At 67.1% G+C, this 21,598-nt stretch carries 21 protein-coding genes and 1 tRNA gene; 5 read left to right on the top strand and 17 right to left on the bottom strand.

Features of this window, described 5'->3' with window-relative positions; genetic code table 11:
- Window positions 1–132, top strand: a 132-nt coding sequence (locus tag I7S92_RS23460; protein WP_197641424.1) for an integrase core domain-containing protein, incomplete at its 5' end; no start/stop codon positions are given.
- Window positions 133–219: 87 nt separating this feature from the next.
- On the opposite strand, the gene rnd is transcribed toward I7S92_RS23460, so the two are convergent.
- Window positions 220–1,374: a ribonuclease D gene (rnd, locus tag I7S92_RS07435; RefSeq protein WP_197642850.1), complete on the bottom strand. Its 1,155-nt coding sequence runs from the start codon at window positions 1,372–1,374 to the stop codon at window positions 220–222.
- Between the two features lie 121 nt (window positions 1,375–1,495).
- On the opposite strand from rnd, the gene I7S92_RS07430 reads away from it, so the two are divergent.
- Window positions 1,496–1,861 carry a YbaN family protein gene (locus I7S92_RS07430; protein WP_242070109.1) on the top strand — a complete coding sequence of 122 codons (366 nt, stop codon included), beginning with the start codon at window positions 1,496–1,498 and terminating at the stop codon, window positions 1,859–1,861.
- Here the strand turns inward: I7S92_RS07430 and purN are convergent.
- Both purN and purM read right to left on the bottom strand, forming a co-directional pair.
- The gene (gene purN, locus I7S92_RS07425) at window positions 1,853–2,440 is read right to left on the bottom strand and encodes a phosphoribosylglycinamide formyltransferase (RefSeq protein WP_197642849.1); all 588 of its coding nucleotides are present in this window, start codon (window positions 2,438–2,440) and stop codon (window positions 1,853–1,855) included. The genes I7S92_RS07430 and purN overlap by 9 nt on opposite strands.
- Window positions 2,437–3,483 (bottom strand): phosphoribosylformylglycinamidine cyclo-ligase, encoded by a 1,047-nt coding sequence (gene purM, locus I7S92_RS07420; RefSeq protein WP_197642848.1) that lies wholly within the window; start codon window positions 3,481–3,483, stop codon window positions 2,437–2,439. Before purM ends, purN begins: the two co-directional genes overlap by 4 nt.
- A gap of 116 nt (window positions 3,484–3,599) precedes the next feature.
- Between purM and I7S92_RS07415 the strand changes: the two genes are divergently transcribed.
- Window positions 3,600–3,675: transfer RNA gene (locus I7S92_RS07415), tRNA-Ile, on the top strand.
- 389 nt (window positions 3,676–4,064) lie between these two features.
- On the opposite strand, the gene I7S92_RS07410 is transcribed toward I7S92_RS07415, so the two are convergent.
- The 5 genes from I7S92_RS07410 to I7S92_RS07390 all read right to left on the bottom strand — a co-directional run bounded on the left by I7S92_RS07410 (window position 4,065) and on the right by I7S92_RS07390 (window position 9,147).
- Window positions 4,065–4,982 carry a phosphate acyltransferase gene (locus I7S92_RS07410; protein WP_197642847.1) on the bottom strand — a complete coding sequence of 306 codons (918 nt, stop codon included), beginning with the start codon at window positions 4,980–4,982 and terminating at the stop codon, window positions 4,065–4,067.
- The gene (gene buk, locus I7S92_RS07405; RefSeq protein ID WP_197642846.1) at window positions 4,976–6,085 is read right to left on the bottom strand and encodes a butyrate kinase; all 1,110 of its coding nucleotides are present in this window, start codon (window positions 6,083–6,085) and stop codon (window positions 4,976–4,978) included. The genes I7S92_RS07410 and buk overlap by 7 nt, the downstream gene beginning before the upstream one ends.
- Before the next feature lie 2 nt (window positions 6,086–6,087).
- On the bottom strand, window positions 6,088–7,527 hold the full coding sequence (locus I7S92_RS07400) for an aldehyde dehydrogenase family protein (RefSeq protein WP_197642845.1): 1,440 nt from the start codon (window positions 7,525–7,527) through the stop codon (window positions 6,088–6,090).
- Between the two features lie 79 nt (window positions 7,528–7,606).
- Window positions 7,607–8,902: a 4-aminobutyrate--2-oxoglutarate transaminase gene (gene gabT, locus I7S92_RS07395; protein ID WP_197642844.1), complete on the bottom strand. Its 1,296-nt coding sequence runs from the start codon at window positions 8,900–8,902 to the stop codon at window positions 7,607–7,609.
- A 50-nt stretch (window positions 8,903–8,952) separates the two neighbouring features.
- Window positions 8,953–9,147 (bottom strand): hypothetical protein, encoded by a 195-nt coding sequence (locus I7S92_RS07390; RefSeq protein WP_197642868.1) that lies wholly within the window; start codon window positions 9,145–9,147, stop codon window positions 8,953–8,955.
- Here I7S92_RS07390 and I7S92_RS07385 point away from each other — a divergent pair.
- A complete protein-coding gene (locus I7S92_RS07385) occupies window positions 9,088–9,630 on the top strand; it encodes a cupin domain-containing protein (protein WP_242070118.1) in 543 nt (180 codons plus the stop codon). The genes I7S92_RS07390 and I7S92_RS07385 overlap by 60 nt on opposite strands.
- A 55-nt stretch (window positions 9,631–9,685) precedes the next feature.
- On the opposite strand, the gene I7S92_RS07380 is transcribed toward I7S92_RS07385, so the two are convergent.
- From I7S92_RS07380 to capB, 7 genes are all read right to left on the bottom strand, one after another.
- Window positions 9,686–10,864, bottom strand: coding sequence for an ABC transporter substrate-binding protein (locus I7S92_RS07380; protein WP_197642842.1), 1,179 nt, complete (start codon window positions 10,862–10,864; stop codon window positions 9,686–9,688).
- A 28-nt stretch (window positions 10,865–10,892) separates the two neighbouring features.
- Window positions 10,893–11,945, bottom strand: coding sequence for a branched-chain amino acid ABC transporter permease (locus I7S92_RS07375; protein ID WP_197642841.1), 1,053 nt, complete (start codon window positions 11,943–11,945; stop codon window positions 10,893–10,895).
- Between the two features lie 2 nt (window positions 11,946–11,947).
- Window positions 11,948–12,856, bottom strand: a complete 909-nt coding sequence (locus tag I7S92_RS07370) for a branched-chain amino acid ABC transporter permease (RefSeq protein ID WP_197642840.1) — start codon at window positions 12,854–12,856, stop codon at window positions 11,948–11,950.
- Window positions 12,853–13,575 carry an ABC transporter ATP-binding protein gene (locus I7S92_RS07365; RefSeq protein ID WP_242070108.1) on the bottom strand — a complete coding sequence of 241 codons (723 nt, stop codon included), beginning with the start codon at window positions 13,573–13,575 and terminating at the stop codon, window positions 12,853–12,855. Before I7S92_RS07365 ends, I7S92_RS07370 begins: the two co-directional genes overlap by 4 nt.
- A complete protein-coding gene (locus I7S92_RS07360; RefSeq protein WP_197642839.1) occupies window positions 13,572–14,297 on the bottom strand; it encodes an ABC transporter ATP-binding protein in 726 nt (241 codons plus the stop codon). The genes I7S92_RS07365 and I7S92_RS07360 overlap by 4 nt, the downstream gene beginning before the upstream one ends.
- Before the next feature lies 1 nt (window position 14,298).
- Entirely contained in the window at window positions 14,299–16,422 is a 2,124-nt protein-coding gene (gene capA / locus I7S92_RS07355; RefSeq protein WP_197642838.1) for a caprolactamase subunit alpha, read from the bottom strand.
- A gap of 81 nt (window positions 16,423–16,503) precedes the next feature.
- Window positions 16,504–18,252, bottom strand: coding sequence for a caprolactamase subunit beta (gene capB / locus I7S92_RS07350; RefSeq protein WP_197642837.1), 1,749 nt, complete (start codon window positions 18,250–18,252; stop codon window positions 16,504–16,506).
- Window positions 18,253–18,559: 307 nt separating this feature from the next.
- Here capB and I7S92_RS07345 point away from each other — a divergent pair, with 307 nt between their 5' ends.
- Complete coding sequence (locus I7S92_RS07345; RefSeq protein WP_197642836.1) at window positions 18,560–19,519, top strand: AraC-like ligand-binding domain-containing protein; 960 nt, start codon at window positions 18,560–18,562, stop codon at window positions 19,517–19,519.
- 97 nt (window positions 19,520–19,616) lie between these two features.
- Here I7S92_RS07345 and I7S92_RS07340 read toward each other — a convergent pair whose 3' ends face one another.
- Both I7S92_RS07340 and I7S92_RS07335 read right to left on the bottom strand, forming a co-directional pair.
- Window positions 19,617–20,642: a LacI family DNA-binding transcriptional regulator gene (locus I7S92_RS07340; RefSeq protein WP_197642835.1), complete on the bottom strand. Its 1,026-nt coding sequence runs from the start codon at window positions 20,640–20,642 to the stop codon at window positions 19,617–19,619.
- 51 nt (window positions 20,643–20,693) lie between these two features.
- A complete protein-coding gene (locus tag I7S92_RS07335) occupies window positions 20,694–21,587 on the bottom strand; it encodes an NAD-dependent epimerase/dehydratase family protein (protein WP_197642834.1) in 894 nt (297 codons plus the stop codon).
- Window positions 21,588–21,598: the final 11 nt, after the last annotated feature.

Below are 21,598 nucleotides of genomic sequence, written 5' to 3'. Positions count from 1 at the left end.
CCCACATCCGACGCGAGAAACGCCGATCTGCCGCGCTGGCTTGACTGGTTCAACCGATCAAGACCACACTCCGCACTCAACCGAACGCCTCCCCTCTCAAAGGTGAACGACCTCGTAAGAACTCACAGCTAGGGTCTTCGCGGCGGCTCGTCGTTCGACTGCGTCTCCTCCTCGCGGACGACGGCGAGGAGTGACGAAGTCATCGACGAGCGGGGCGGGTCAGAGGCGGACCACGCGCACCTCGTTGCTCTTGGCGGACAGCGCGATCTCGCCCTTGCAGAGGCGCAGCGCATCCTCGCCGAAAGCTTCATGCCGCCAGCCGGTCAGCGCCGCGACGTCGCGTTCGCCGGCGGCGATCTGGTCCAGTTCCGCGGAGGAGGCGATCAGGCGCGGGGCGACGCCGAGGCTTTCGGACTTGGCCTTGAGCAGCACGCGCAGAAGGTCGGCCAGCGCGGGGTTCACCTGCAGCTGGTCGCGGCCGTTCTCGATCCGGGGAATGTCCTCGGGCCGCATTTCCAGCCCCTCCTGCACGGCGGCGAGGATGCCCTCGGCGATCTCGGGCTTCCTCCCCTCGCGCAGCAAGAGGCGCGAGCGGCCCAGCTCCTCGACCGAGGCGGGGCGGGTGGAGGCCAGTTCCAGGAGCGCGTCATCCTTCATCACCCGGCTGCGCGGCACGTTCTGGGCCTGGGCATAGGTCTCGCGGAAGCGGGCCAGCGCCTTGACCACGGCCAGGAAACGGCCCGAGGTGGTGCGGGTCTTGATCCGCTGCCAGGCATCGTCCGGGTCGGTGGTATAGGTCGCGGGATCGGTGAGCAGCGCCAGTTCCTCGGCCACCCAGGAGGCGCGGCCGTTCTTGTTCAGCTGCGCCGCCAGGAATTCGTAGATCACCCGCAGATGGGTGACATCGGCGATGGCGTAATCCTTCTGCGCCTCGGAGAGCGGGCGGCGCGACCAGTCGGTGAAGCGCGAGGTCTTGTCGAGATTGGCCTTGGCGATGCGCTTGACCAGGGTCTCGTAGCCCACCTGCTCGCCGAAGCCGCAGACCATGGCGGCGATCTGGGTGTCGAACAGGGGCCTGGGGAAGACATCGCCCTCGACGAAGAAGATCTCCAGGTCCTGCCTTGCGGCGTGGAAGACCTTGACCGTCGCCTCGTGCCGGAAGAGGTCGTAGAGCGGTTCCATCGACATTTCCGGCCCTTCGATCGGGTCGATCAGGACCGCCTCGCCCGCGCCGGGCATCGCCATCTGGATCAGGCAGAGCCTGGACCAGTAGGTGCGTTCGCGCAGGAATTCGGTGTCGATGGTGACGTAGGGCTGGGTCTTGCACAGCGCGCAGAAGGCGGCGAGGTCTTCGGTCGAGGTGATCGTGCGCATCGGCGGCCTTTCGTCGCGGGGTCATCCCGCCTTTCGGCCTATAGGCGGCATGAGGCGAAAAGAAAAGGGCCGGGCTTGCGGCCGGGAGCGGGCCATGCGTTTCTGTGGCGGATCGGAGTCGATGATGCGAACCCTGTGGCTGGCGGTGGGCCTGTTCTTCCTTGGGATCGGCCTTCTGGGCGTGGCGCTGCCGGTGGTGCCGACCACGCCCTTCCTGCTGCTGGCGGCGGGGTCCTTCGCGAAATCCTCGCCCCGGCTGCACGGCTGGCTGCTGACCCATCCGCTGTTCGGGCCGCCGATCCGCAACTGGGAGGACAACGGCGCGATCTCGCGCCCGGCCAAGCGGCTGGCGGTGGGGACGATGGCGGCGGTGCTGGTGGTGTCGCTCTGGCTGGGGCTGGGCTGGAAGGTGCTGCTGCCGCAGGGCGTGCTGATCGCGGCGGGCTGCGCCTTCGTCCTGACGCGGCCGGACGGGCCGTCAGGGTAGCGAGAGGGGGCTGCGGTCGCCCGCGGCGAAGCGGCGCAGGACGGCCGGGTAGAGCCGGTGCTCCATGGTCAGGACGCGGGCGGCGAGGCTGTCCTCGGTATCGCCGGGCAGGATCGGCACGCGGGCCTGGCCGAGGATCGGGCCGGCGTCCAGGTCGGCAGTGACCTCATGGACGGTGCAGCCGGCCTCGGCGTCGCCGGCGGCAAGGGCGCGGGCGTGGGTGTGCAGCCCCGGATATTTCGGCAGGAGCGAGGGGTGGATGTTCAGCATCCTGCCCTGGTAGCGGCGGATGAAGCCGGGGGTCAGGATGCGCATGAAGCCGGCGAGGCAGATCAGATCGGCGCCGCTGGCGTCGATCGCTTCGGCCAGCGCGGCCTCGAAGCTCTCGCGGTCGGGCCAGGCGCGATGGTCGAGCGCGGCGGTGGCGATGCCGAGGGCGGCGGCCTTCGCCAGCCCCCCGGCCTCCGGATCGTTCGAGGCAACGAGGACGGGCCGCGCCGGATGGTCGCCCGCCATGTCGCGGAGGAGCGCCAGCATGTTCGAGCCACCCCCGGAAATCAGGATGGCGACGCGCTTCACAGAAGCTTGCCCCGGTAGACGACCCCCTGCCCTTCCACGACGGTCCCCAAGCGGGTGACGGTCTCGCCTTCCTGGGTCAGGAGCGCGGCGAGGGCCTCGGCCCGGTCCTCGGCGACGACGAGGATCATGCCGATGCCGCAGTTGAAGGTCTTGAGGAGTTCGGGTTCCGACATGTTGGCGGTGGTGGCGAGCCAGCGGAAGACCGGCGGAAGCTGCCAGGCGCCAAGGTCGATCTCGCAGGCCAGGCCTTCCGGCAGGACGCGCGGCGGGTTCTCGGTCAGGCCGCCGCCGGTGATATGGGCGAGGCCGTGCACGCCGCCCGCGCGGACGGCGGCGAGGGCCTGCCTGACGTAAAGGCGGGTGGGGGTGAGGAGCGCCTCGCCCAAGGTGCCCGTGCCGAACGGCGAAGGCGCGTCCCAGCCGAGGCCGCTGAGTTCCACCACCTTGCGCACGAAGCTGTAGCCGTTGGAATGGACGCCCGAGGAGGCGAGGCCGAGGAGGACGTCGCCCCGGGCCACGCCCTTCGGCAGGTCCTGCCCGCGCTCCATCGCGCCGACGGCGAAGCCGGCCAGGTCGAAATCGCCCCCGTGGTACATGCCCGGCATCTCGGCCGTCTCGCCGCCGATCAGCGCGCAGCCCGAATCGGCGCAGCCCCTGGCGATGCCGGTGATGATGCGGGTGGCTTGCTCGATCTCGAGCTTGCCGGTGGCGAAATAGTCGAGGAAGAACAGCGGTTCCGCCCCCTGGCAGACGAGGTCGTTGACGCACATGGCGACGAGGTCGATGCCGATGCTGTCGACATGGCCGGTGTCGATGGCGATCCGGAGCTTGGTGCCGACGCCGTCGGTCGCGGCGACGAGGACGGGGTCCCGGTAGCCGGCGGCCTTGAGGTCGAAGAGCGCGCCGAAGCCGCCGAGGCCGCCCATGGTGCCGGGCCGGCCGGTCGCCCTGGCCGCGGGCTTGATCCGGTCGACCAGCGCATTGCCGGCGTCGATGTCCACGCCCGCATCCGCATAGGTGAGCCCCTTGTGGTCCATGGCCATCCCGATCCCCTGCCGCTGTCTCGCCCGTCCGCTACACCAACTGGCGCGCTGCGGCAACCGCGGCTGTTCGCTCTGGCTTGACCCGGGCCGAGGGTCTGCTAGGCAAAGTGCGCTACGGGCCTGTAGCTCAATGGTCAGAGCAGGGCGCTCATAACGCCTTGGTTGGGGGTTCGAGTCCCTCCGGGCCTACCATCGCCCTTGTGGTTTCCTTGCGCATCAATGCGTTATCATGGCATGGGGCAGTCGGGGGCACCCCGTGGAACGGTCACCATCGCGTCAAGCCGGCTGATGACCGATTCAGCGAGCCGCGCATGGCTCTGCCGAACGGACGTAAACCCGCGTCTCCGGGCTGCCCATTTCATGCCCGAGAAGCACGTCGGTTTCGGTGCTTGTAGCCCCCTGCCCTGCCAGCATGGCAGCAGCCCTGCCTCATCCCCCACTTGCGGAATCGGCTGCCCAGCCCCGCCACGCCGAACGGCGCGCCATATCCGTTGATCATCGCCTCGTGGCCCGCCGGCGCGAAGGCATGGGCGCCCCGTTCCCCTTCCGCCCGGCGCCCACGACGCCGGCGCTTTGGACGGTCATGGCGCAGCCCCCTGCCCGATCCTCACGGCCGCCGCGAGCAGCAGTCCGAGCCGCCGCTGGTCGGCCCCGTCGGCCCGCGAGTTCAGCAGCACGGGGACACGCGCCCCCATGACGATACTGGCGGTTCGGGCCTGACCGTGCAGCTTCCATGCCTTCACCGTGGCATTTCCGGCCTCGATCGACGGGAAGAGGATCAGATCGGCCTGCCCGGCCACGAGCGAGGCGGCGAATCCCTTCTTTTCCGCTGCCGCGGGCGACAGGGCCACGTCATAACCGAAGGGGCCGTCCACCAGAACCGTCCCGTCGCCCGATGCCCATTCCTCGCGCAGGGCGGCGGCGTCTGTGGTCGCGGGTTGCGAAGGATGGAGCTTTTCCGAGGCGGCAATGGCCGCAACGCGCAAGGGGGAAACGCCCAGGCCGCGGAACAGCGGCACGGCGTTCCGCAGGATGGCGCGTTTCTGCCCGAGCGTCGGCAGGACCACGATCCCGTTGTCCGTCGCCCCGAGAAGGCGCGGAACCGAAGGCATCTCGGCCAGGGTGATGTTCGACAACACCTCCGATGCGCGCAGGCCCGTCGCGCGCGCCACCACCGCCCGCAGATAGGCGGCGCTGTCCACGCTGCCCTTGACCAGCACATCCGCCGCGCCGTCCCGGATCGCGGCCACGGCAGTCGCAGCCGCCTCGGCCGCGGTCGCGGCGGGAAGGAGGGTGACGTGCGGTGCAAGCGCAGGCGGCAGGACGGCGGCGATCCGCCCGGGGTCACCGGCCAGGACCGCCCCGCCGATGATCCCATCGGCCAGCGCGGTGGCCAGCGCCGCCAGCGTTGCCACGTCATCGGCCCCCGCCACGGCGGGATGCAGCGGCGGACGCCCCCGGAGCGCGGCCTCCAGCGCGGCGAAGCTCCGGATCACCATGGCATCGGCTCCACATCCGGGGCGACGGGCCAGTGGCGGGCGGCCTCGGTCCCGGCCAGCACGCGCGCGGCCCCCGCGGCCAGCGCCTCGCTTTCCTGGCTGCCGGGATAGCAGGTCACGGGTGCGAGGCGACCGATCCTGTCGGTCAACGCGGCCGTCAGGCGCAGCGAATGGGCCATCCCCCCGGTGAGAACGACCCCATCGGGCCGGAAATCCAGAACGGCGGCCATGCTCCCGATGGCCTTGCCGATCTGGTAGACCATCGCCTCCCAGACCAGACGCGCCTTGCCGTCGCCCGCGTCGATCATGGCCTCGACCCGACGCATGTCCTTGGTGCCAAGATAGGCGAAGACCCCGCCCTGTCCGTAAAGCCTGCGCTTCAGCCCGTCCTTGGTGAAGCGGCCCGAATAGCACAGGTCGATCAGCGACATGGGCGGAAGCCCCCCGGCCCGTTCGGGAGAGAACGGCGAGTTCTCCATGCGGTTCGTGCCGTCGGCGATCCGCCCCTTGCGGATCGCGGCGACCGAGATACCCGCCCCCATATGCGCGACCACGGCGTCGAGCTCCGCGAAAGGCTTGCCCAGGCGGGCCGCCAAACGGCGCCCGCAGGCACGGATGTTCAGCGCGTGGACAAAGGAAAAGCGCGGGATGTCCGGACAGCCCGACACGCGGGCGACCGGGGGCAGTTCATCGACCGACACCGGATCGACGACAAAGGCCGCACAGCCCGCCGCCCTGGCGATGCGCTGCGCGAGCGGCGCGCCAAGGTTCGATGCATGCTGGTGCACGGGCCGGTGCAAGGCGAAATCCACCAGCCCGTCATCCACCGCGATGACGCCTGCCGGCACAGGCGACAGCATGCCGCCCCGCCCCACGACCGCAGCCAGCCTCACCCCTCCGGGGATCGCCTCCAGAAAGGACCGGACCGCCGCCGCGCGGAAGGGAAGTTGCGCGGCGATGCTCTCGAAGCCGGCCATGACCGTCTCGTCATGGTCGATCGTCTCGTCCAGCACGGGCAGAACCTCGGCCCCCTGCGGCAGGAACAGGCCGATGCGCGTGGTGGTGGTGCCGGGGTTGATCGTCAGGATGAGCGACTTCGGCACGGTCAGCCCCCGAAGCTGTAGGATGTCTTGACGGTCGTGTAGAACTCGACCGCCTGACGGCCCTGCTCGCGCGAGCCATGCGAACTGCCCCTGGTCCCGCCGAAGGGAACGTGGAAATCCACGCCCGCGGTCGGCAGGTTCACCATGACCATGCCCGCGCGGACCCGGTGACGGAAAGCACGCGCATGTCTGAGCGATCCGGTGCAGATGCCAGCCGAGAGGCCGTAATCGCTGTCATTCGCGACCGCGAGCGCCTCGTCGAAATCCTCAACCCGGATCACGGCGGCGCAAGGGCCGAAGATCTCCTCGCTGGCGACGCGCATTGTGTTGCGGGCCTTCAGGAACAGTGCCGGACGCTGGAAGAAGCCTTCTGTGGGGCCATCCGCCAAGCTCCCGCCGACCACCTCGCAGCCTTCGGCGGCGGCCAGAGCGACGTAATCCAGATTGCCCCGCAACTGCGCGGGCGAGACGACAGGGCCGATCTGGCTGGACGGATCGAGGGCAGGTCCGACCCGCAGGGCCTGCATCGCCTCGGCCAAGCGGGTGACGAATGCATCATGGATGCCCGCCTGCACGATCAGCCGCGACGATGCGGTGCAACGCTGTCCCGTGGAAAAGAACGCCCCGTTCAGGCAGGCCGCGACAGCGATCTCGAGGTCGGCATCGTCGAGCACGACCATCGGGTTCTTGCCGCCCATCTCGAGCTGGAGCTTCTTCATCCCCTCGGCGGCGCCGCGGGCAATCGCCCGCCCCGTGGCGACCGATCCCGTGAACGAGATGGCGGATACCAGCGGGTGGTCCACCAGGGCGCGGCCCACCACCGAACCCGGCCCCATCAGAAGGTTGAAGATGCCCGCGGGACAACCCTGCTCGTGGATGATGCGCGCCAGAAGATGCGCCGTGCCGGGGACGAGGTCGGCCGGTTTCAGCAGAACCGCGTTGCCAAAGGCCAAGGCGGGCGCGACCTTCCACGCAGGTATCGCAGCGGGGAAGTTCCAGGGCGTGATCAGGCCGACAACCCCGAGGGGTTCGCGCGTCACCTCGATGTCGACGCCCGGACGCACCGAGGCGATGGCATCGCCGGCGATGCGCAGCGCCTCGCCGCCGTAGAAGCGGAAGATCTGGGCGGCGCGGCGCACTTCGGCGATGGCCTCGGACAGGATCTTGCCTTCTTCGCGGGCCAGCATATGGCCGATGGACTCGGCTTCGGCGTCGATGCGTCGGGCGATGCGATCGAGCAGGTCCGCCCGCGCCAGCGGCCCCCTGGCCTGCCATGCCGGCAGGGCGGCCTGCGCGGCGCGCGCGGCGCGGTCCACATCCTCGACCGTGGCCGCGGCATAGTGGCCGATCAGGTCAGACAGGTCGGACGGATTGCGATTCTCGGTCAGGTGATCGCCCGGCAGCCAGTTGCCGTCGATCAGGTTCAGATGCGCGTCTGTCATGGCGGGCACTCCTTCGGCCAGCACGGGATGGCCCCCTGCCCGGGACGGGCAGGAAGTGGTTTGCCGGCATGGGGCCGGATCAGGCGGCCTGTTTCATCACCGCGGCCTCGAGCGCCGCCTCGAGGATGTCGAGCGCCTCGGCCAGCTGCTCCATGGGAATGGTCAGGGGGGGCAGCATGCGGATGACGTTGTAGCGCGTGCCGCAGGACAGAAGGATCAGCCCGCGCGCCTCGGCCTCGGCCACCACGGCGGCGGTCAGGGCGGCATCGGGTGCATTGCTGGAGCGGTCGGACACCAGTTCGATGGCGTTCATCGCACCGAGCCCGCGGACGTCGCCGATGCATTCCATGCCCTGCCGTGCCGCGATCTGCGTCAGTCGGGTGCGGATCACCTCGCCGATTTCGGCGGCGCGGGCGCAAAGATCCTCGTCGCGGATGACGTCCAGGACCGCATGAGCGGCCGCAACCGCCAAGGGGTTGCCGGCATAGGTTCCCCCCACGCCGCCCGGATTGGGCGCATCCACGATCTCGGCCCGCCCGGTCACGGCCGAGAGCGGGAAACCGCCCGCCAGACCCTTGGCCATCGTCACCAGGTCGGGCACCACAGCGGAATGGTCGAAGCCGAACATCCGGCCCGTCCGCGCCATGCCCGCCTGCACCTCGTCCGCGATCAGCACGATGCCGTGGCGGTCGCAGATTTCGCGCAACGCGCGCAGGAAGCTGACCGGCGCGATGTTGAAGCCACCTTCTCCCTGTACGGGTTCGATGATGATGGCGGCAACCCGCTCGGGATCGACGGAAGAGGCGAAAAGCCGTTCGAGCTGGCCAAGCGCCTCGGCCTCGGTCACGCCGTGGAAGCCGTTCGGAAACGGGGAATGCATGATTTCGGGGGGCATCGCGCCGAAGCCCTTCTTGTAGGGCGCGACCTTTCCGGTCAGGGCCATGCCCAGCAGCGTGCGCCCGTGGAACGACCCGGAGAAGGAAATGACGCCGGACCGGCCGGTATGGGCGCGCGCCATCTTGATGGCATTTTCGACCGCCTCGGCGCCGGTGGTGACAAGCATGGTCTTTTTCGCAAAGTCACCCGGCGTGACCGCATTCAAACGCTCGGCCAGGGCGATGTAGCTCTCGTAGGGGGCCACATGGAAACAGGTGTGGGTAAAGGCCTGCGCCTGTTCCGCGACGGCGGCCATCACGCGCGGGTGACGGTGGCCGGTGTTGTTCACGGCGATGCCGGCCGCGAAGTCGATGAAGCGGCGCCCCTCGGCGTCCCAGAGTTCGGCATTCTCTGCACGGGTGGCGTAGATGCCGCGGGTGGCAACACCACGGGCAACGGCGGCGGATTTGCGGGCAGAAAGCCGGGATGTTTCGGTCATCGGATACTCCTGGGCGGGCTATGGCTGGGTTGACCGTAAGATCGCTCATTTTATTGAGCAAGATGTTTTGATTTATTGCGCACCTCCTGACAAAAGATTGTGCGCTGCGGAACCAAGGCATATGCTTCGGAAAACGCCAGGATCGCCTCATGAATGACTTCAGTGTCGGAGACCGGCTGCGACAGATGCGGCAGAATGCGGGGATATCCCAACGGCAGCTTGCCGAAGCCTCGGGTGTGCCACATGGTCAGATTTCGATGATCGAGACCAGCCGCTCCAGCCCGTCCGTCGCATCTTTGCGCAAGATTCTGGGCGGCTTGTCCGTAACGATGTCGGAATTTTTCGAACCCGACACGCCTGCAAGCCAGTCGGTCTTTTTCAAACCTCATGAGTTGCGGGACCTGACCACCCGGCTCTACTCGACGCTGGACGACCCGCGCGGGAAGATCATGTTCCAGCAAGTCGGGGACGCCAAAGCGCACAACCTGCAGATCCTGCATGAGCGGTACGAACCCGGGGCGGACACCGGCGCGCAGATGCTGGAACATGTCTCGCATGAAGGTGGCATCGTCGTCGCGGGCGAGATCGAGGTGACGGTCGGCGACCAGTGCGCGGTGCTGAAAGCCGGCGACAGCTATCTGTTCGATTCCACCCTTCCGCATCGGTTCCGCAATATCGGAGACCGCGAGGCAGTCGTCGTTTCGGCCTGCACGCCGCCCTATCTATGATGCGAAAGGGCGCGGTCCGAACGAACCGCGCCCCCCTGTCCAACCCCTGGAAAGGTCACTTCTTCATCAGCACGTCCAGCGGCACCGGCTGCGAGACGCGCCATTCGTCCGCTCGCGCCGGCTTTCCGCCCGTGATCTCGATGATCTGCATCAGCGCGGTGTTCTGGTGGTGCAGATCGGCGGTAAAGCTACGCGGGCCGAAGGCCGTCGGTTCGTCGCGCATCTTTTCCAGTTCGGCCGTGACGGCAGCACCGTCAACCGTGCCCGCGCGTTCTACCGCCTTGGCCCAGAGATCGATCAGCACATAGCCCGGATAGGCATACTGGCTGGCCGGGCGGCTGCCGGTTTTGGCCTCGTAGGCCTTGTTGAACGCCTCGACCTCGGGACGCGGGTCGTCGCCATAGATCGACCCTTGCACCGGGACGACGAAGCCCGACAGGTCCGGCGTCGCCTCGAGCCAGTAGGACCCGTCCACGGCCGATCCGTTCAGGATCAGCGAATTGATCCCCGCCGCGCGAAGCTGGCGCACCGCCGCAGCGGCACCCGGCATGACGGAGCAAAGCATGATCACATCCGGCTGGTCGGGCAGTTCCTTGATGCGCGTGATCTGGCTGGCGATCGAGGCGTCATCGTTCTTGAACGTGTCGCTGCCGACGATCTGCGCGCCCTCGAGCTGCGGGAACATCCAGTTGAACCCGGTGCAGATGCCCTTGTTGTACTCGATGAACGTGTCTTCCAGCACATAGGCCGTGCGCGCTTCGCGTCTGGCATGCGCCCATTCCGCCATCGTCGCACCCTGGACCGGCGCAAGCACGGAGGAGGAGAAGCTGTTCGGGCCGACGCCCTGGATGCCGGCCTTCGCGTCCTCGGCACACAGGAAGAAGCTGTTCATTCCCTCGCCCTCGGCAACCAGGGCCGCCGGGGCGCCGAAGTCGTAATCACACGAGACGACCATCATCTCGGCGCCCTGATCCAGGACGTCCAGACCGGCCTTGGCGCTTTCGGCGCGGTCGGTGCGGGTGTCGGCCTCGACAACCCTGATCTGCCGGCCGAGCAGGCCACCGGCGGCGTTGATCTCTTCAATGCGGATCATGGCGGCAGTGGCGGCGGGCGTGTCATAGGCTTCCATCCAGCCGGACTTCGCAATGGCGAAGCCGATGGTCAGGTCGTCCTCGGCAAAGGCGGGCGCGGAAAGCGCCGCCAGGGCCAGGATGGGGCGGAAAAGTCCTTTCATTCTCTTTCTCTCCTGTTGATCGGGTCTGTCAGGTTTCGCGCGATGCCCGTCCCGCGACCCAGCGGGCGGGCAGCATCACCTCGCGCCCGGCCATCAGGCCTGCGGGGCGGAAGATCAGGATCAGGATCATGGCCACGGCGAGGATGATCTCCTGGCTGCCGGGGGGCAGCGCAAAGGTGACCGCACCGACCGAAATGCCCTTTTCCAGACGGACGAGACCTTCGACCGCGATGGACAGGGCAAGCACGCCGACCACGGCACCGGACAGCGACCCCACACCGCCGATGACCACCATGGCAAGCATCAGGAAGGTGAGGCCGAGGTAGAAGCCGTCGGGGTTGATCACGCCGATGAAATGCCCCATCAGCGCGCCCCCCGACCCGCAGAAGAAAGCCGAAAGCGTGTAGGCCAGAAGCCGGTGGCGGTACCGATCGATCCCCGAGGCCGCGGCGGCCACCTCGTCCTCGCGGGCGGCCCTCAGCGCCAGCCCCGAAGCCGATGCCGCGTGAAGCGCGGCGACCAGAATGGCCGCGACCGCCCATCCCAGCGCGACCCAAGGGGTCACGTAGCGCTCCAGCCCCACGACCGAGGAGGTTCCCCCCGTGACGGAGGTCCAGTTCGCCCAGATCGTGTTCACCATCGCAAGGAAGGCGAAAGTGGCGATCGAGGCCGCGATTCCGGAAAGGCGCAGGATCGCGGCCCCCGTGAGCAGCGCCACCAGTGCGGCGACGCCGCCGCCCGCCACCGCCGCCGGAAGAACGTGCCAGTCGGCTGCCGCGATCACTTCGGGCAGGCCCGGCAGCAGCGTGGCCTTCATTTCGGGCCGCAGCGTCAGCCATGCCGAGACATAGGCCCCGATGCAACCGAACGCCGCGTGACCGAAGCTTACCACCCCGGAATTCCCGACAAAGACCCAGAACCCGACAACGAAGGTGACGCGGATCAGGGTTTCGGCGGCCATGCGGGCCATGGCACGGTCTCCGAGCGAGAGAGCCGCGAGCACGAAGAGCAGAAGGAGGAGTGACAGAACGACCGGCGTCGTGGCCGTCATGCGACGGCGGATCCTGTGCTGGCTGGTCATGGTCACACCCTCGGCTTGGCCCCGACCGGGGCGAAAAGGCCCTGCGGCCGGAACAGAAGGACAAGGATGACGCCGCCGTAGAGGAAGGCGTCGCGGAACGGTCGCGCGTCTGCGGGCAGGCCCGCCTGCAACAGCGCAGAAGCGGCCCCGATGCCCAGCCCGGCCGCAACGGCGCCGGACAGGCTGCCCATGCCGCCCACGACGGTCGCGATGAAGGCGACCAGCATGATCTGTCCGCCCATGCGAACATCGGCCACGCCGGTCTGTGCGACCAGCACGAGCGCAACCACGGCCGCCAAACCGCCCGAGAGCGCGAAGGCGCCGGAAATCACCCGGTTGGAGCGCACGCCCAGCATCCGCGCCATGGTGAAATCCTCGGCGGCGGCACGCATCTCAAGTCCGAGACGGCTCTTGCGCAGCATCAGCGCAAGGCCGGCCAGGATCACGGCCACCGCCGCGATGACGATCAGCTGAAGCAGCGGGACCGATGCGCTTGCGATCTGGACCGGCTGGCCCAGTTCCGCCCACAGGCTGACGGCCTTGGGCCGACCGCCATAAAGCGCCAGAAGCAGGTTCTGCAGCGCAACACCCAGGGCAAAGCTGCCCACCATCAGCGCCACCGGCGAAGCGTTCCGCATCGGCCGGAACACCAGCGCCTCGGCCAGAACCGCCAGTCCCGCGCCGATCAGCAGGATGAGCGGGACCAGCACAGGCGCAGGCAGCGCGCCCAGCCCCAGAACGGCCAGCGCATCCGTCGAAGGTACGATCAGGGCGAATACGGCGCAGGCGATGAATTGGCCGTGCGCGAAGTTGACCAGCCGCATCACGCCAAAGATCAGCGCGATGCCCAGCGCGGCAACGGCATAGATGCCGCCCAGCGCCAGCGCGTCGAACACCAGTTGCAGGCTCATGCCGCACCTCCGAAATAGGCTTCGGCAAGAAGGTCGCGGGCGGCGAATTCGGTGGCGTCGCCATCGGCCACGATCCGCCCGCCCCGCATCAGAAGCATCCTCCCCCCGACACGCGCCGCGCGGGCGGAGGATTGCTCGACGATCACCAGCGTAAGCCCGCGAAGGGCCTGAAGCTGGCAGAGACGGTCATAGACTTCGTCCACCACTTTCGGGGCGAGCCCAAGCGAAGGCTCGTCCACCATCATGACCTTGGGGTTCGTCATCAGCGCGCGGGCGATGGCCAGCATCTGCTGCTGCCCCCCCGAAAGCGCGCCGGCAGCGGAGCGTGCCCGCTCGCGCAGTATGGGAAAGGCGGTAAAGACGGTTTCAAGATCATCGGCAACGGCGCTGCGGTCGCGCCGCATGCCGGTGCCGACCGACAGGTTTTCCAGCACGGTCAGACCCGGAAAGATGCGCCGTCCTTCGGGCACCATCGACAGGCCGCGGCGCGCGATGGCCTCGGCGCCAAGGCCGGAAAGGATTTCCCCGTCCATCTCGATCCGGCCATGCGCCGCGCGCACCGCGCCGGCTATGGCCGACAGGAGCGACGATTTTCCGGCCCCGTTCGGCCCCGAGACGAAGACGCGCTCCCCCTCGGCCACCGCAAGGGACAGGTCGGATATGGCGGTCAGCTTGCCGTAGCGCACCGCAAGATCATAGACGCCCAGCTTTGCCATCATGCGGCCTCCGCATGGGCGCCAAGATAGGCTTCGCGGACGACGCTCGACCCGAGGATCACCTTGCGGTCCCCCCTTTCGATGACCCGGCCGCCATCAAGCACGACGACATCCGAACAGATGGACAGGACAAGACCCACATTGTGTTCGATCAAGAGGCACCCGATGCCGCGGTCGTGGGCGATGCGGCGGATCAGGGCTGCCAGATCGGCCGACTCGGCCTCCGACATGCCGGCGGCGGGTTCGTCCAGCAGCAGATAGGAAGGCCCGCCCATCAGCGCGCGGGCGATCGCCACACGGCGTTCATCGGTGTAGGGCAGACCGGCGGCGGCGCGGCTTTCCAGCGTCTCGATCCCCATCCAGCGCAACAGGTCGCTCGCCTGATGCTCGGCCTCGGCCCGGCCGAGGCCCAGGCCGATACCGGCGCAGGCCAGATTGTCCAGCACGTCCAGTCCGGTGAAGAGACGCCCCGCCTGAAAGGTCCGCGCCACGCCGGCGCGGCGCAGCCGATGGGCAGGCAGCGCCGAAACGTCACGTCCGTCCAGCAACACCCGCCCGGTCGATGGGCGCTGGAACCCCGTCAGGACATTCACGCAGGTCGTCTTGCCCGCCCCGTTCGGGCCGATCAGCCCCACGACCTCTCCCGGCGGAACCGACAGAGACACGTCCGCAAGCGCGCGGAAGCCGCCGAAGGCGACCCCCACCTGTTCCAGCGCCAGCGCCATCTCAGGCCACCTCGACCGCGCGGGCGACATGCTGCCGGGCGGCGTTATCGGCAGCCATCGTCACGACATAGACCGCAGAGGCATCAAGTTCGGCCAGCCAGCCGGGCTCGATCACGATGGTCGTCGTCACCTCCTGGATGACGGCGGGTCCGGTAATGCGGTCGCCTGCGCCCAGAAGGGCGCCGTCGTAGACCGGCGTCTCGCGCGGAACGCCGTCGGCGTCGAAGAACATCTCACGCGTGCCCTTGAGAGCGGCATGCGCTCCTTTGCCGGGCGAGGCGGACATGCGGCCGGGCCTGTCGACCGCGCCAGTGATCGCGCTCTCGACGTTCACCACCTCGACCGCGCTGTGCGGTTCGGAATAGGTGTAAAGTTCCTCGTGGCGCGCATGGAACGCGGCCCTGAGCCGTTCCAGTGCGGCTTCGGTGATTTCGAAGGGATCGATGTCAACAGTGCATTCATGCACCTGCCCCACATAGCGCATGTCGAGGCTGCGGCGGACCGAGATGCGCCCCTCGGTGAAGCCGTCGGCCATCAGGTCGGCGCGCCCGCGCCCCTCGAGTTCTCCGAAGAGGCGGTTCAGGCGGCTGGCAGCCTCGGCCCCTTCCAGCCGCGCCGCGACCGGAGCCATGTAGTTGTACTTGACGTCCGACAGGATCTGGCCAAAGGCGCAGAGACCCGAGGCAAGCTTGGAGATCAGCACCTTGCGGATGCCCATCTCGCGCGCCAGCGCCGTGATATGCGCCGCCGTCGCCCCGCCCGCGCAGTTCAGCACGAAGTCGCGCGGGTCATAGCCGCGTTCCACCGAGACGCGGCGGATGGCGTTGACCATGTTGTTGTTGACGATGGTGAACATGCCGTAGGCGGCCTTTTCCACACTGATCCCCAGCGGGTCGGCGAGATGGGTCTTGATCGCGCGGCGGGCCTTTTCCACGTTCAGCGGCAAGCGCCCGCCGACAAGGCCATCGGGGTTGAGGTAGCCCAGCACAAGGTTCGCATCGGTGGTGGTGGGCTTCTCGCCGCCCTGGTCATAGCAGGCCGGGCCGGGTTCCGAGCCGGCCGACTGCGGGCCCATCTGCATCAGCCCCATGCTGTCGATCCAGCCGATCGACCCGCCGCCCGCGCCCAGCGTTTCCACCTGGATCATCGGGATACCGATCCGGTACCGCAGGAAGTCGATGTTCTTCGAGACATTGGCCCGCCCGTCGCGGGTCAGGGTGATGTCGAAGGAGGTGCCGCCCATGTCGACGGTGATGATGTCCTTCATCCCCCACGGCTCGCCCAGCCAGAGCGCGGCCTGCGGGGCCGAGGCGGGACCCGAATTGATGGCATAGACCGACTGGTCGCTGACCACATGCCCAAGCGCCAGGCCGCCGTTCGACTGGAAGTACCGCACCGGATGCCGCGCGCCGAGCGACTGGAAATAGGCATCCACCGCTTCGACATAGCGTTGCAGGATCGGGGCGAGATAGGCATTGACGATGGCGGTCGAGGTGCGGGTGTATTCGCGCACCTGCGGGTAGAGCTGGCTGCCCACGGTCAGGCGGACATTCGGCATCATCTCGCGGACGATCTCGGCGGCGCGTGCTTCGTGCTCGGGGTGAAGAACGGACCAGACGAAGCTGATCGCCACGGATTCAACGTCCTCACGGAGGAAATGGCGGCAGGCGTCGCGCACATCCTCTTCGTCCAGGGGCGTGTGGACCTTGCCGTTGGACAGAACCCGCTCGGCCACGCCACGCCGCAGGTAACGCGGAACCAGCATCGTCGCAGGCGGATATTCCGGATCGTAGCGGTAGCCATCTTCCTTGTGGCCGAGGCGGATCTCGATACTGTCCTCATGCCCGCGGGTGGCGATCAGGCCGGTCTTGGCCCCATTGTGCGTGATCAGCGCGTTCAGGCCGACCGTGGTGCCGTTGATGCACAGATCGGAATTCGACACGATCTGCCCGGGCGTAAGGCCGGTTTCCTCGTGGATAAGGTTCAGGCCGTTGCGGATCGCGGCGGTCGGGTCATTGGGGGTCGACAGCGCCTTGAAGATGCGCACCCCGCCCTTGCGGTCCGCGAGGATGAAATCGGTGAAGGTGCCGCCCGCGTCGATGCCGAGACGATACTGGTTCTGCATGGGAAGGGTCCTTTCAGGGTGGCCGTGACCGGGCGGGGACCTTGTCCCCGCGACCGGAAGCCGGTGGAGCGATGGATGGGATCAGGCCGCGCGCAGGCGCGCCGTCGCGTCGTGGTCGACAGTCAGGCTGTCGCGGTCGGCGATGACCACGCCGTAGTCGAGCCGCGCCCCCTCGAGACTGACGAGACCGTTGCGGACATCCTCGACCACTTTCTGGACATCGCGTTCGAACGGGTTGCCATAGCCGCCGCCGCCGGGGTTCTTGTTTGCCGCGCGCTCGCCGGGCTGGATCGTCTCGATCACATTGTCGGTGATGATCTTCCGTTCGCCGTTGCGGGTGACTTCCAGACGGCCCACCTTGGACGAGACGAGAGTGGACTTCGCCCCTGCCGCGCCCATGGCCGGGATGCGGCGCCCCTCGCCGAAGGTGATCAGGGTCATCGGCGTATCGAGCGGCTCCACCTCCCAGCAGGTGCCCGACCCGCCACGGTTCCGGCCGGCGCCGCCGCTGTCTTCCATCAGCGAGTAGCGGTGGATGATGATCGGATAGCTGTGCTCCAGCATCTCGATGTCACCCGAGGTGAGCGCGCCGAAGCAGCACTCGGGTCCGACCGCGTGCCAGCCGTCGGCCTGCGCCGTGGCCCCGGCGCCCGAGATGATCGAGGCCAGCACCATCGTCACATATTCCTCGTCGTGGCGATTGTCCCAGCCGGCGATGTTGCAGCCGTTGGCATGGCCCCAGCTGGCCGAGACCTTGTGCGGCGCAGCCTGTTCGAAGGCCAGACGCACCGCATCGGTCAGCGTCTCCATCGGGGTCGTGGTGCAGTTCATGTGCGGCGCGGGCGACTTCGCATTGCACAGCGTGCCCTTCGGACCCATGTCGGTCGTGACACATCTGTAGAGCCCTTCGTTGTAGGGCGGGGGCAGTTGCGCGAACATCATCAGGCCGAGATAGACGCCGGAGTGGCTGTTGCCTTCGTAGCTGTTGATGAAATACGGGATCTGCGGCGGCGAGGAGATGGCGATGTGGCAGCCATCGCCCTTGACCGTGACGGTGGCGGTGATCTCGAAGTCGCCGTAGCCGTGGCCCGCGTCTTCAAGGATGGCGGTGCCGGTATAGGTGCCGTCCGGAACCTCGGAAATCAGCTTGCGCATATGCGCCTCGGCCATGTCGAGCAGTTCCGCGATGCAGTCCTGCACGACATCCTTGCCGTATTTCTTCATCAGGTTGACCAGGTTGCGCGCGCCCACCTGGCAGGCCCCGATAAGCGCGTTGAAATCACCTTCCTGGTCGCGGCGGGCCCGCATGTTGGTCAGCAGCAGGTTCATCACGTCCTTGCGCGGCCTGCCACGATCCCACAGCTTGACGGGCGGGATGCGCAGGCCTTCGGCAAAGATCTCGGTCGCGTTCGGGTTGTAGCCCGCAGGCACGGGGCCGCCGATGTCGGTCAGATGGCCTTTGCATACCGTCCAGAAGACCAGTTCGCCTTCATAGAAGACGGGCATGTACATGCAGGTATCGATGATGTGGCTGCCGCCATAGGCTGGATCGTTGTGAAGGATCAGGTCGCCTTCGTGGATGTCGCCTTCGAAGAATCTGGCGACCGACTTCATGGCGGGGATCAGGCTGCCCAGGTGGATCGGGATGTCCTGTCCCTGGAGGATCATCTCCGGGCTATGGTTGAAAAGCGCCGTAGAATAGTCGTGCGCCAGATTGAACACAGAAGACCGTGCCGTCTGTTCCAGCGTCAGCGTCATCTCGCGCTGGGTGGTTTCAAGCACGCCCCGGACGACCGATAGCGTGATCGGGTCCACATTGCGTTTAGCCATTCATTGATCCTCCCGGATGGGAAAACGGGTCGGCATGCCTTCGGAAGGAGCGTGGCTCGTTCTCCCTGTGCGTCCGGGCCGTTTTCCAGCCTCTCGTCGTGACGCCAGACTGACCGAATTCGGCCCGTCGTTCTTGAAGCAGAGGGCATGATGATTTGCGCATGCGCGCAGGCCGACGGCCGGTTTGATCCTGGGCGCGCAAAGCCTTGTTGCTGGGCGCACAGGCTTTCGGCGCGGCCCGAATATGCTTGAAAACAAGCGGCATGAGGCCTACCGATTCTCGAATAGCGCTTTGGGGAGAGGGCGCATGGACATAGCCGCACACAGCACCAGCGAAATCCGGCCGAACCAGCGCGCTGCGCACTGGAACCGTGTGATCTCCGAAACCTACTTCCCGTTGCAGCTGACCTTTCGCGAGGCGTCGACCTTTTCCGGAACGCTGGAACGCAGGCAGATGGGAAGCGTGTCACTTTCGCGGCTCGCGACCGAGCCGCTGCAATACGAACGCAGGCCCACACATATCTCGCACACCCGCGAGGAAGAGTATCTCATCACCGTTCCCCGGCTGAGCCCGGTCGAGTTCAGGCAAATGGGCCGCGAAGTCCGCTGCGACCCGGGCGGGTTCATCCTGGAACGCGGGGATGAGCCTTATCGGTTCTCCTACGACACGGCGAATGAGCTGAGCGTCCTGAAAATCAGCAAGCGTTCGCTGGCGGAAAAGGTGCGAGACCCCGACAGCTTTTGCGCCCGCACGATCGACTGCAGGGGCGGGTTGCCCGCGCTTTTCACTTCGATGATGCACCAGCTTCATGCGCTGCCGCTCTCCGCAGGGCGCGCGGCCGAGGTCCTGGGCCGGCAAATGGTCGAAGTGCTGGCCCTTGCCCTGGACGAGAACGCGGGGAGCGACGACCACGTCCGCACGTCGGTACGGGCGGGCCATCTGCGGCGCGCCGAACAGGTGATCCGGAAAAATCTTTCAAATCCGGCCCTGTCGCCCGAATTCGTGGCCGAGGCTTGTGGAATCTCCAAGCGATACCTGCATGAGCTGTTCGGAGACACGAACCAGACCGTGTCGCAGTTCATAAGGGACGAGCGGCTGGTTGCGTCGAGGGATCTGATTGCCTCGTCCCATACTCTTTCCATGGCGGAAATCTCGTACCGCTTCGGCTTCTGCGATCAGGCCCAGTTCTCGCGGCTTTTCAGGGCCAAGTTCGGGCAGACGCCTTCTGAATGGCGCAAGAACTCGTTTCTACCCCGCTCGCCCTGAGGGCGCAGGCAGGTAACCTTGCTCGTCTCGGCTGTCCGTCGGACCATCGGCAGGCAGCAGGTCCTGGTCATGTCGCTCCCCCCGGGCCAGGGCGCGGTCAGGCGGTGGCGCCGGCGAAGATCTCGAAGCCGGTATCGATGGTGGTCTTGGTCGCGGGGCGTTCGGGGGCCTGCAGGATGGCCTCGATCGACTTCTGGCCGATCAGGAAGCGGTTCGAGCGGATCGTGGACAGCGGCCTTGGCAGGTCGCGCCCGATCTCCAGCCCGTTGAAGCCGAAGATCGCAAGCTGGTCGGGAACCGCGATCCCCGCCTCCATGCAGTGGAAGATGCCGCCCACCGCCATGTCGTCGTTGGAATATACCGCCACGTCCACCTCGGCCATCGACCGCAGCAAAGCCGTCTGCCGCTTGCCCGCGCCGATCGCGCTGGAGCCGTCGGCGATGGCATGGGCGACGATGGACAGCCCCGCCTCGGACAGCGCCTCGGACAGGCCGTCGTAGCGCTGGCGCGCCCGGCGGTCGGACGTCCAGTCGTGCCCGACATAGCCGAAGCGCCGGTAGCCCCGTTCGACCAGGTGGCGGCCGGCGGCGTAACCCGCCCTGCGGTGCGACATGCCGACGGCGATGTCGATGGGGGCGCTGTCGATTTCCATCATCTCGACCACGCGCACGCCGCTTTGATCCAGCATCCGCCGCGTCGCCAGCGTATGGTCGAAGCCGGTGATCAGGATCGCCTTGGGCTGCCAGGCGAGGATGCCGCGCACCAGGGTTTCCTCGTGGTCCATCTCGTAGTCGCTGACGCTGATCACGGCCTGGTAGCGGCTGCCGCGCAGCCCGGCATTGATGCCCTGCAGCACCTCGGGAAAGACGATGTTGGACAGGGACGGCACCACCACGCCCAGCAGATGCGTCTCCAGCGAGGCGAGCGATCCGGCGATGCGGTTCGGCACATAGCCAAGCGCGCGGACGCTTTCCATCACCTTCTCGCGGGTCGCCTCGGCCACCAGCCCCTCGTTGCGCATGATGCGCGAGACGGTGGATTCGCTGACATCGGCCCGCAGGGCCACGTCGCGCAGGGTGACCTTGACCTTCCGGTCGGGTAGCCGCAGCTTGGTCTTCGTCACTCGACTTCCCCTTTCGGATGGCGCGGCCGCAGCGGCCGCACCAGGGATTATTCAGCGCTTCACATGGTTGCGCCAGTCATGCGCTTCCTTGAAGCCCAGGACCTCGCGGATCTTGCGGTTCGAGAGCGGCGCCTCGCGCGGGCCCATCGGGCGGCGGATCGGTGTGTCGGGCGCGTATTTCTTCAGGAACTCCTCGGTCGGCAGATCGGCCGTGATCGTGTCGTTCACCGCGTTGAACACCTGATAGCCGAGGCCATCCTTCTGGATGCAGAGATGCACGATCTCGCCAAGGTCGCGCGCGTCGATATAGCTCCAGGCGTTGCGCTTGCGCGACATCGGATTGGCCAGGTAGCCGGGGAAATTGGCGTATTCGTGCGGTTCGATCACATTGCCGATGCGCAGGGCATAGATGTCGGCGCCGTAGCGCATCGCGAAGGCGCGGGCGGTCTTTTCGTTCACCACCTTGGACAGGCCGTAGCTGTCCATCGGGTCGCTGTCGTAATCCTCTTCCAGCGGGAAGGAGTGGTAATCCTTGTCACCCTCGGCGAAGCAGACGCCATAGGTCGTTTCGGAGCTGGCAACAATGACCTTGCGCACGCCCAGCTTCATCGCCGCTTCGATGACGTTGTAGGTGCCCACGGTATTGGCGGCGAAGGTGGTGTTGTCGGGCTGGATCATCACCCGGGGAACGGCGGCGAAATGCACCACCGCGTCGGGGGCCTGGGGCGGCGCGCCCTCGTCATAGCCGCCAAAGCCGAAATGGGTGGTCAGCGCGTTGAACACCTGCCCGCTGTCGGTGATGTCGGTGATCAGCGTGTTCATCCCGGGATGGTCGAAGGGCTTCAGGTCGAGGTTCAGGATCGAATAGCCCTTTTCCAGCAGATAGGGCAGCATGTGCCGCCCGGCCTTGCCGGTCCCGCCGGTGAAGATGATGCGTCTGGTCATTGTCGTTCTCC

The sequence above is a fragment of the Tabrizicola soli genome (genome assembly GCF_015999335.1).
GTDB lineage: Bacteria > Pseudomonadota > Alphaproteobacteria > Rhodobacterales > Rhodobacteraceae > Tabrizicola > Tabrizicola soli.
This window is presented reverse-complemented; position numbering and strand designations above follow the sequence as displayed.

What these genes read in the sequence shown, in the direction of transcription:
- rnd (WP_197642850.1), bottom strand. Translation starts at nt 1,374, where the DNA reads ATGCGCACGATCACCTCGACCGAAGACCTCGCCGCCTTCTGCGCGCTG.
- I7S92_RS07430 (WP_242070109.1), top strand. Translation starts at nt 1,496, where the DNA reads ATGATGCGAACCCTGTGGCTGGCGGTGGGCCTGTTCTTCCTTGGGATC.
- purM (WP_197642848.1), bottom strand. Translation starts at nt 3,483, where the DNA reads ATGGCCATGGACCACAAGGGGCTCACCTATGCGGATGCGGGCGTGGAC.
- I7S92_RS07410 (WP_197642847.1), bottom strand. Translation starts at nt 4,982, where the DNA reads ATGGTGATCCGGAGCTTCGCCGCGCTGGAGGCCGCGCTCCGGGGGCGT.
- I7S92_RS07400 (WP_197642845.1), bottom strand. Translation starts at nt 7,527, where the DNA reads ATGACAGACGCGCATCTGAACCTGATCGACGGCAACTGGCTGCCGGGC.
- gabT (WP_197642844.1), bottom strand. Translation starts at nt 8,902, where the DNA reads ATGACCGAAACATCCCGGCTTTCTGCCCGCAAATCCGCCGCCGTTGCC.
- I7S92_RS07385 (WP_242070118.1), top strand. Translation starts at nt 9,088, where the DNA reads ATGCGGCAGAATGCGGGGATATCCCAACGGCAGCTTGCCGAAGCCTCG.
- I7S92_RS07390 (WP_197642868.1), bottom strand. Translation starts at nt 9,147, where the DNA reads ATGTGGCACACCCGAGGCTTCGGCAAGCTGCCGTTGGGATATCCCCGC.
- I7S92_RS07380 (WP_197642842.1), bottom strand. Translation starts at nt 10,864, where the DNA reads ATGAAAGGACTTTTCCGCCCCATCCTGGCCCTGGCGGCGCTTTCCGCG.
- I7S92_RS07375 (WP_197642841.1), bottom strand. Translation starts at nt 11,945, where the DNA reads ATGACCAGCCAGCACAGGATCCGCCGTCGCATGACGGCCACGACGCCG.
- I7S92_RS07370 (WP_197642840.1), bottom strand. Translation starts at nt 12,856, where the DNA reads ATGAGCCTGCAACTGGTGTTCGACGCGCTGGCGCTGGGCGGCATCTAT.
- I7S92_RS07365 (WP_242070108.1), bottom strand. Translation starts at nt 13,575, where the DNA reads ATGATGGCAAAGCTGGGCGTCTATGATCTTGCGGTGCGCTACGGCAAG.
- I7S92_RS07360 (WP_197642839.1), bottom strand. Translation starts at nt 14,297, where the DNA reads ATGGCGCTGGCGCTGGAACAGGTGGGGGTCGCCTTCGGCGGCTTCCGC.
- capA (WP_197642838.1), bottom strand. Translation starts at nt 16,422, where the DNA reads ATGCAGAACCAGTATCGTCTCGGCATCGACGCGGGCGGCACCTTCACC.
- capB (WP_197642837.1), bottom strand. Translation starts at nt 18,252, where the DNA reads ATGGCTAAACGCAATGTGGACCCGATCACGCTATCGGTCGTCCGGGGC.
- I7S92_RS07345 (WP_197642836.1), top strand. Translation starts at nt 18,560, where the DNA reads ATGGACATAGCCGCACACAGCACCAGCGAAATCCGGCCGAACCAGCGC.
- I7S92_RS07335 (WP_197642834.1), bottom strand. Translation starts at nt 21,587, where the DNA reads ATGACCAGACGCATCATCTTCACCGGCGGGACCGGCAAGGCCGGGCGG.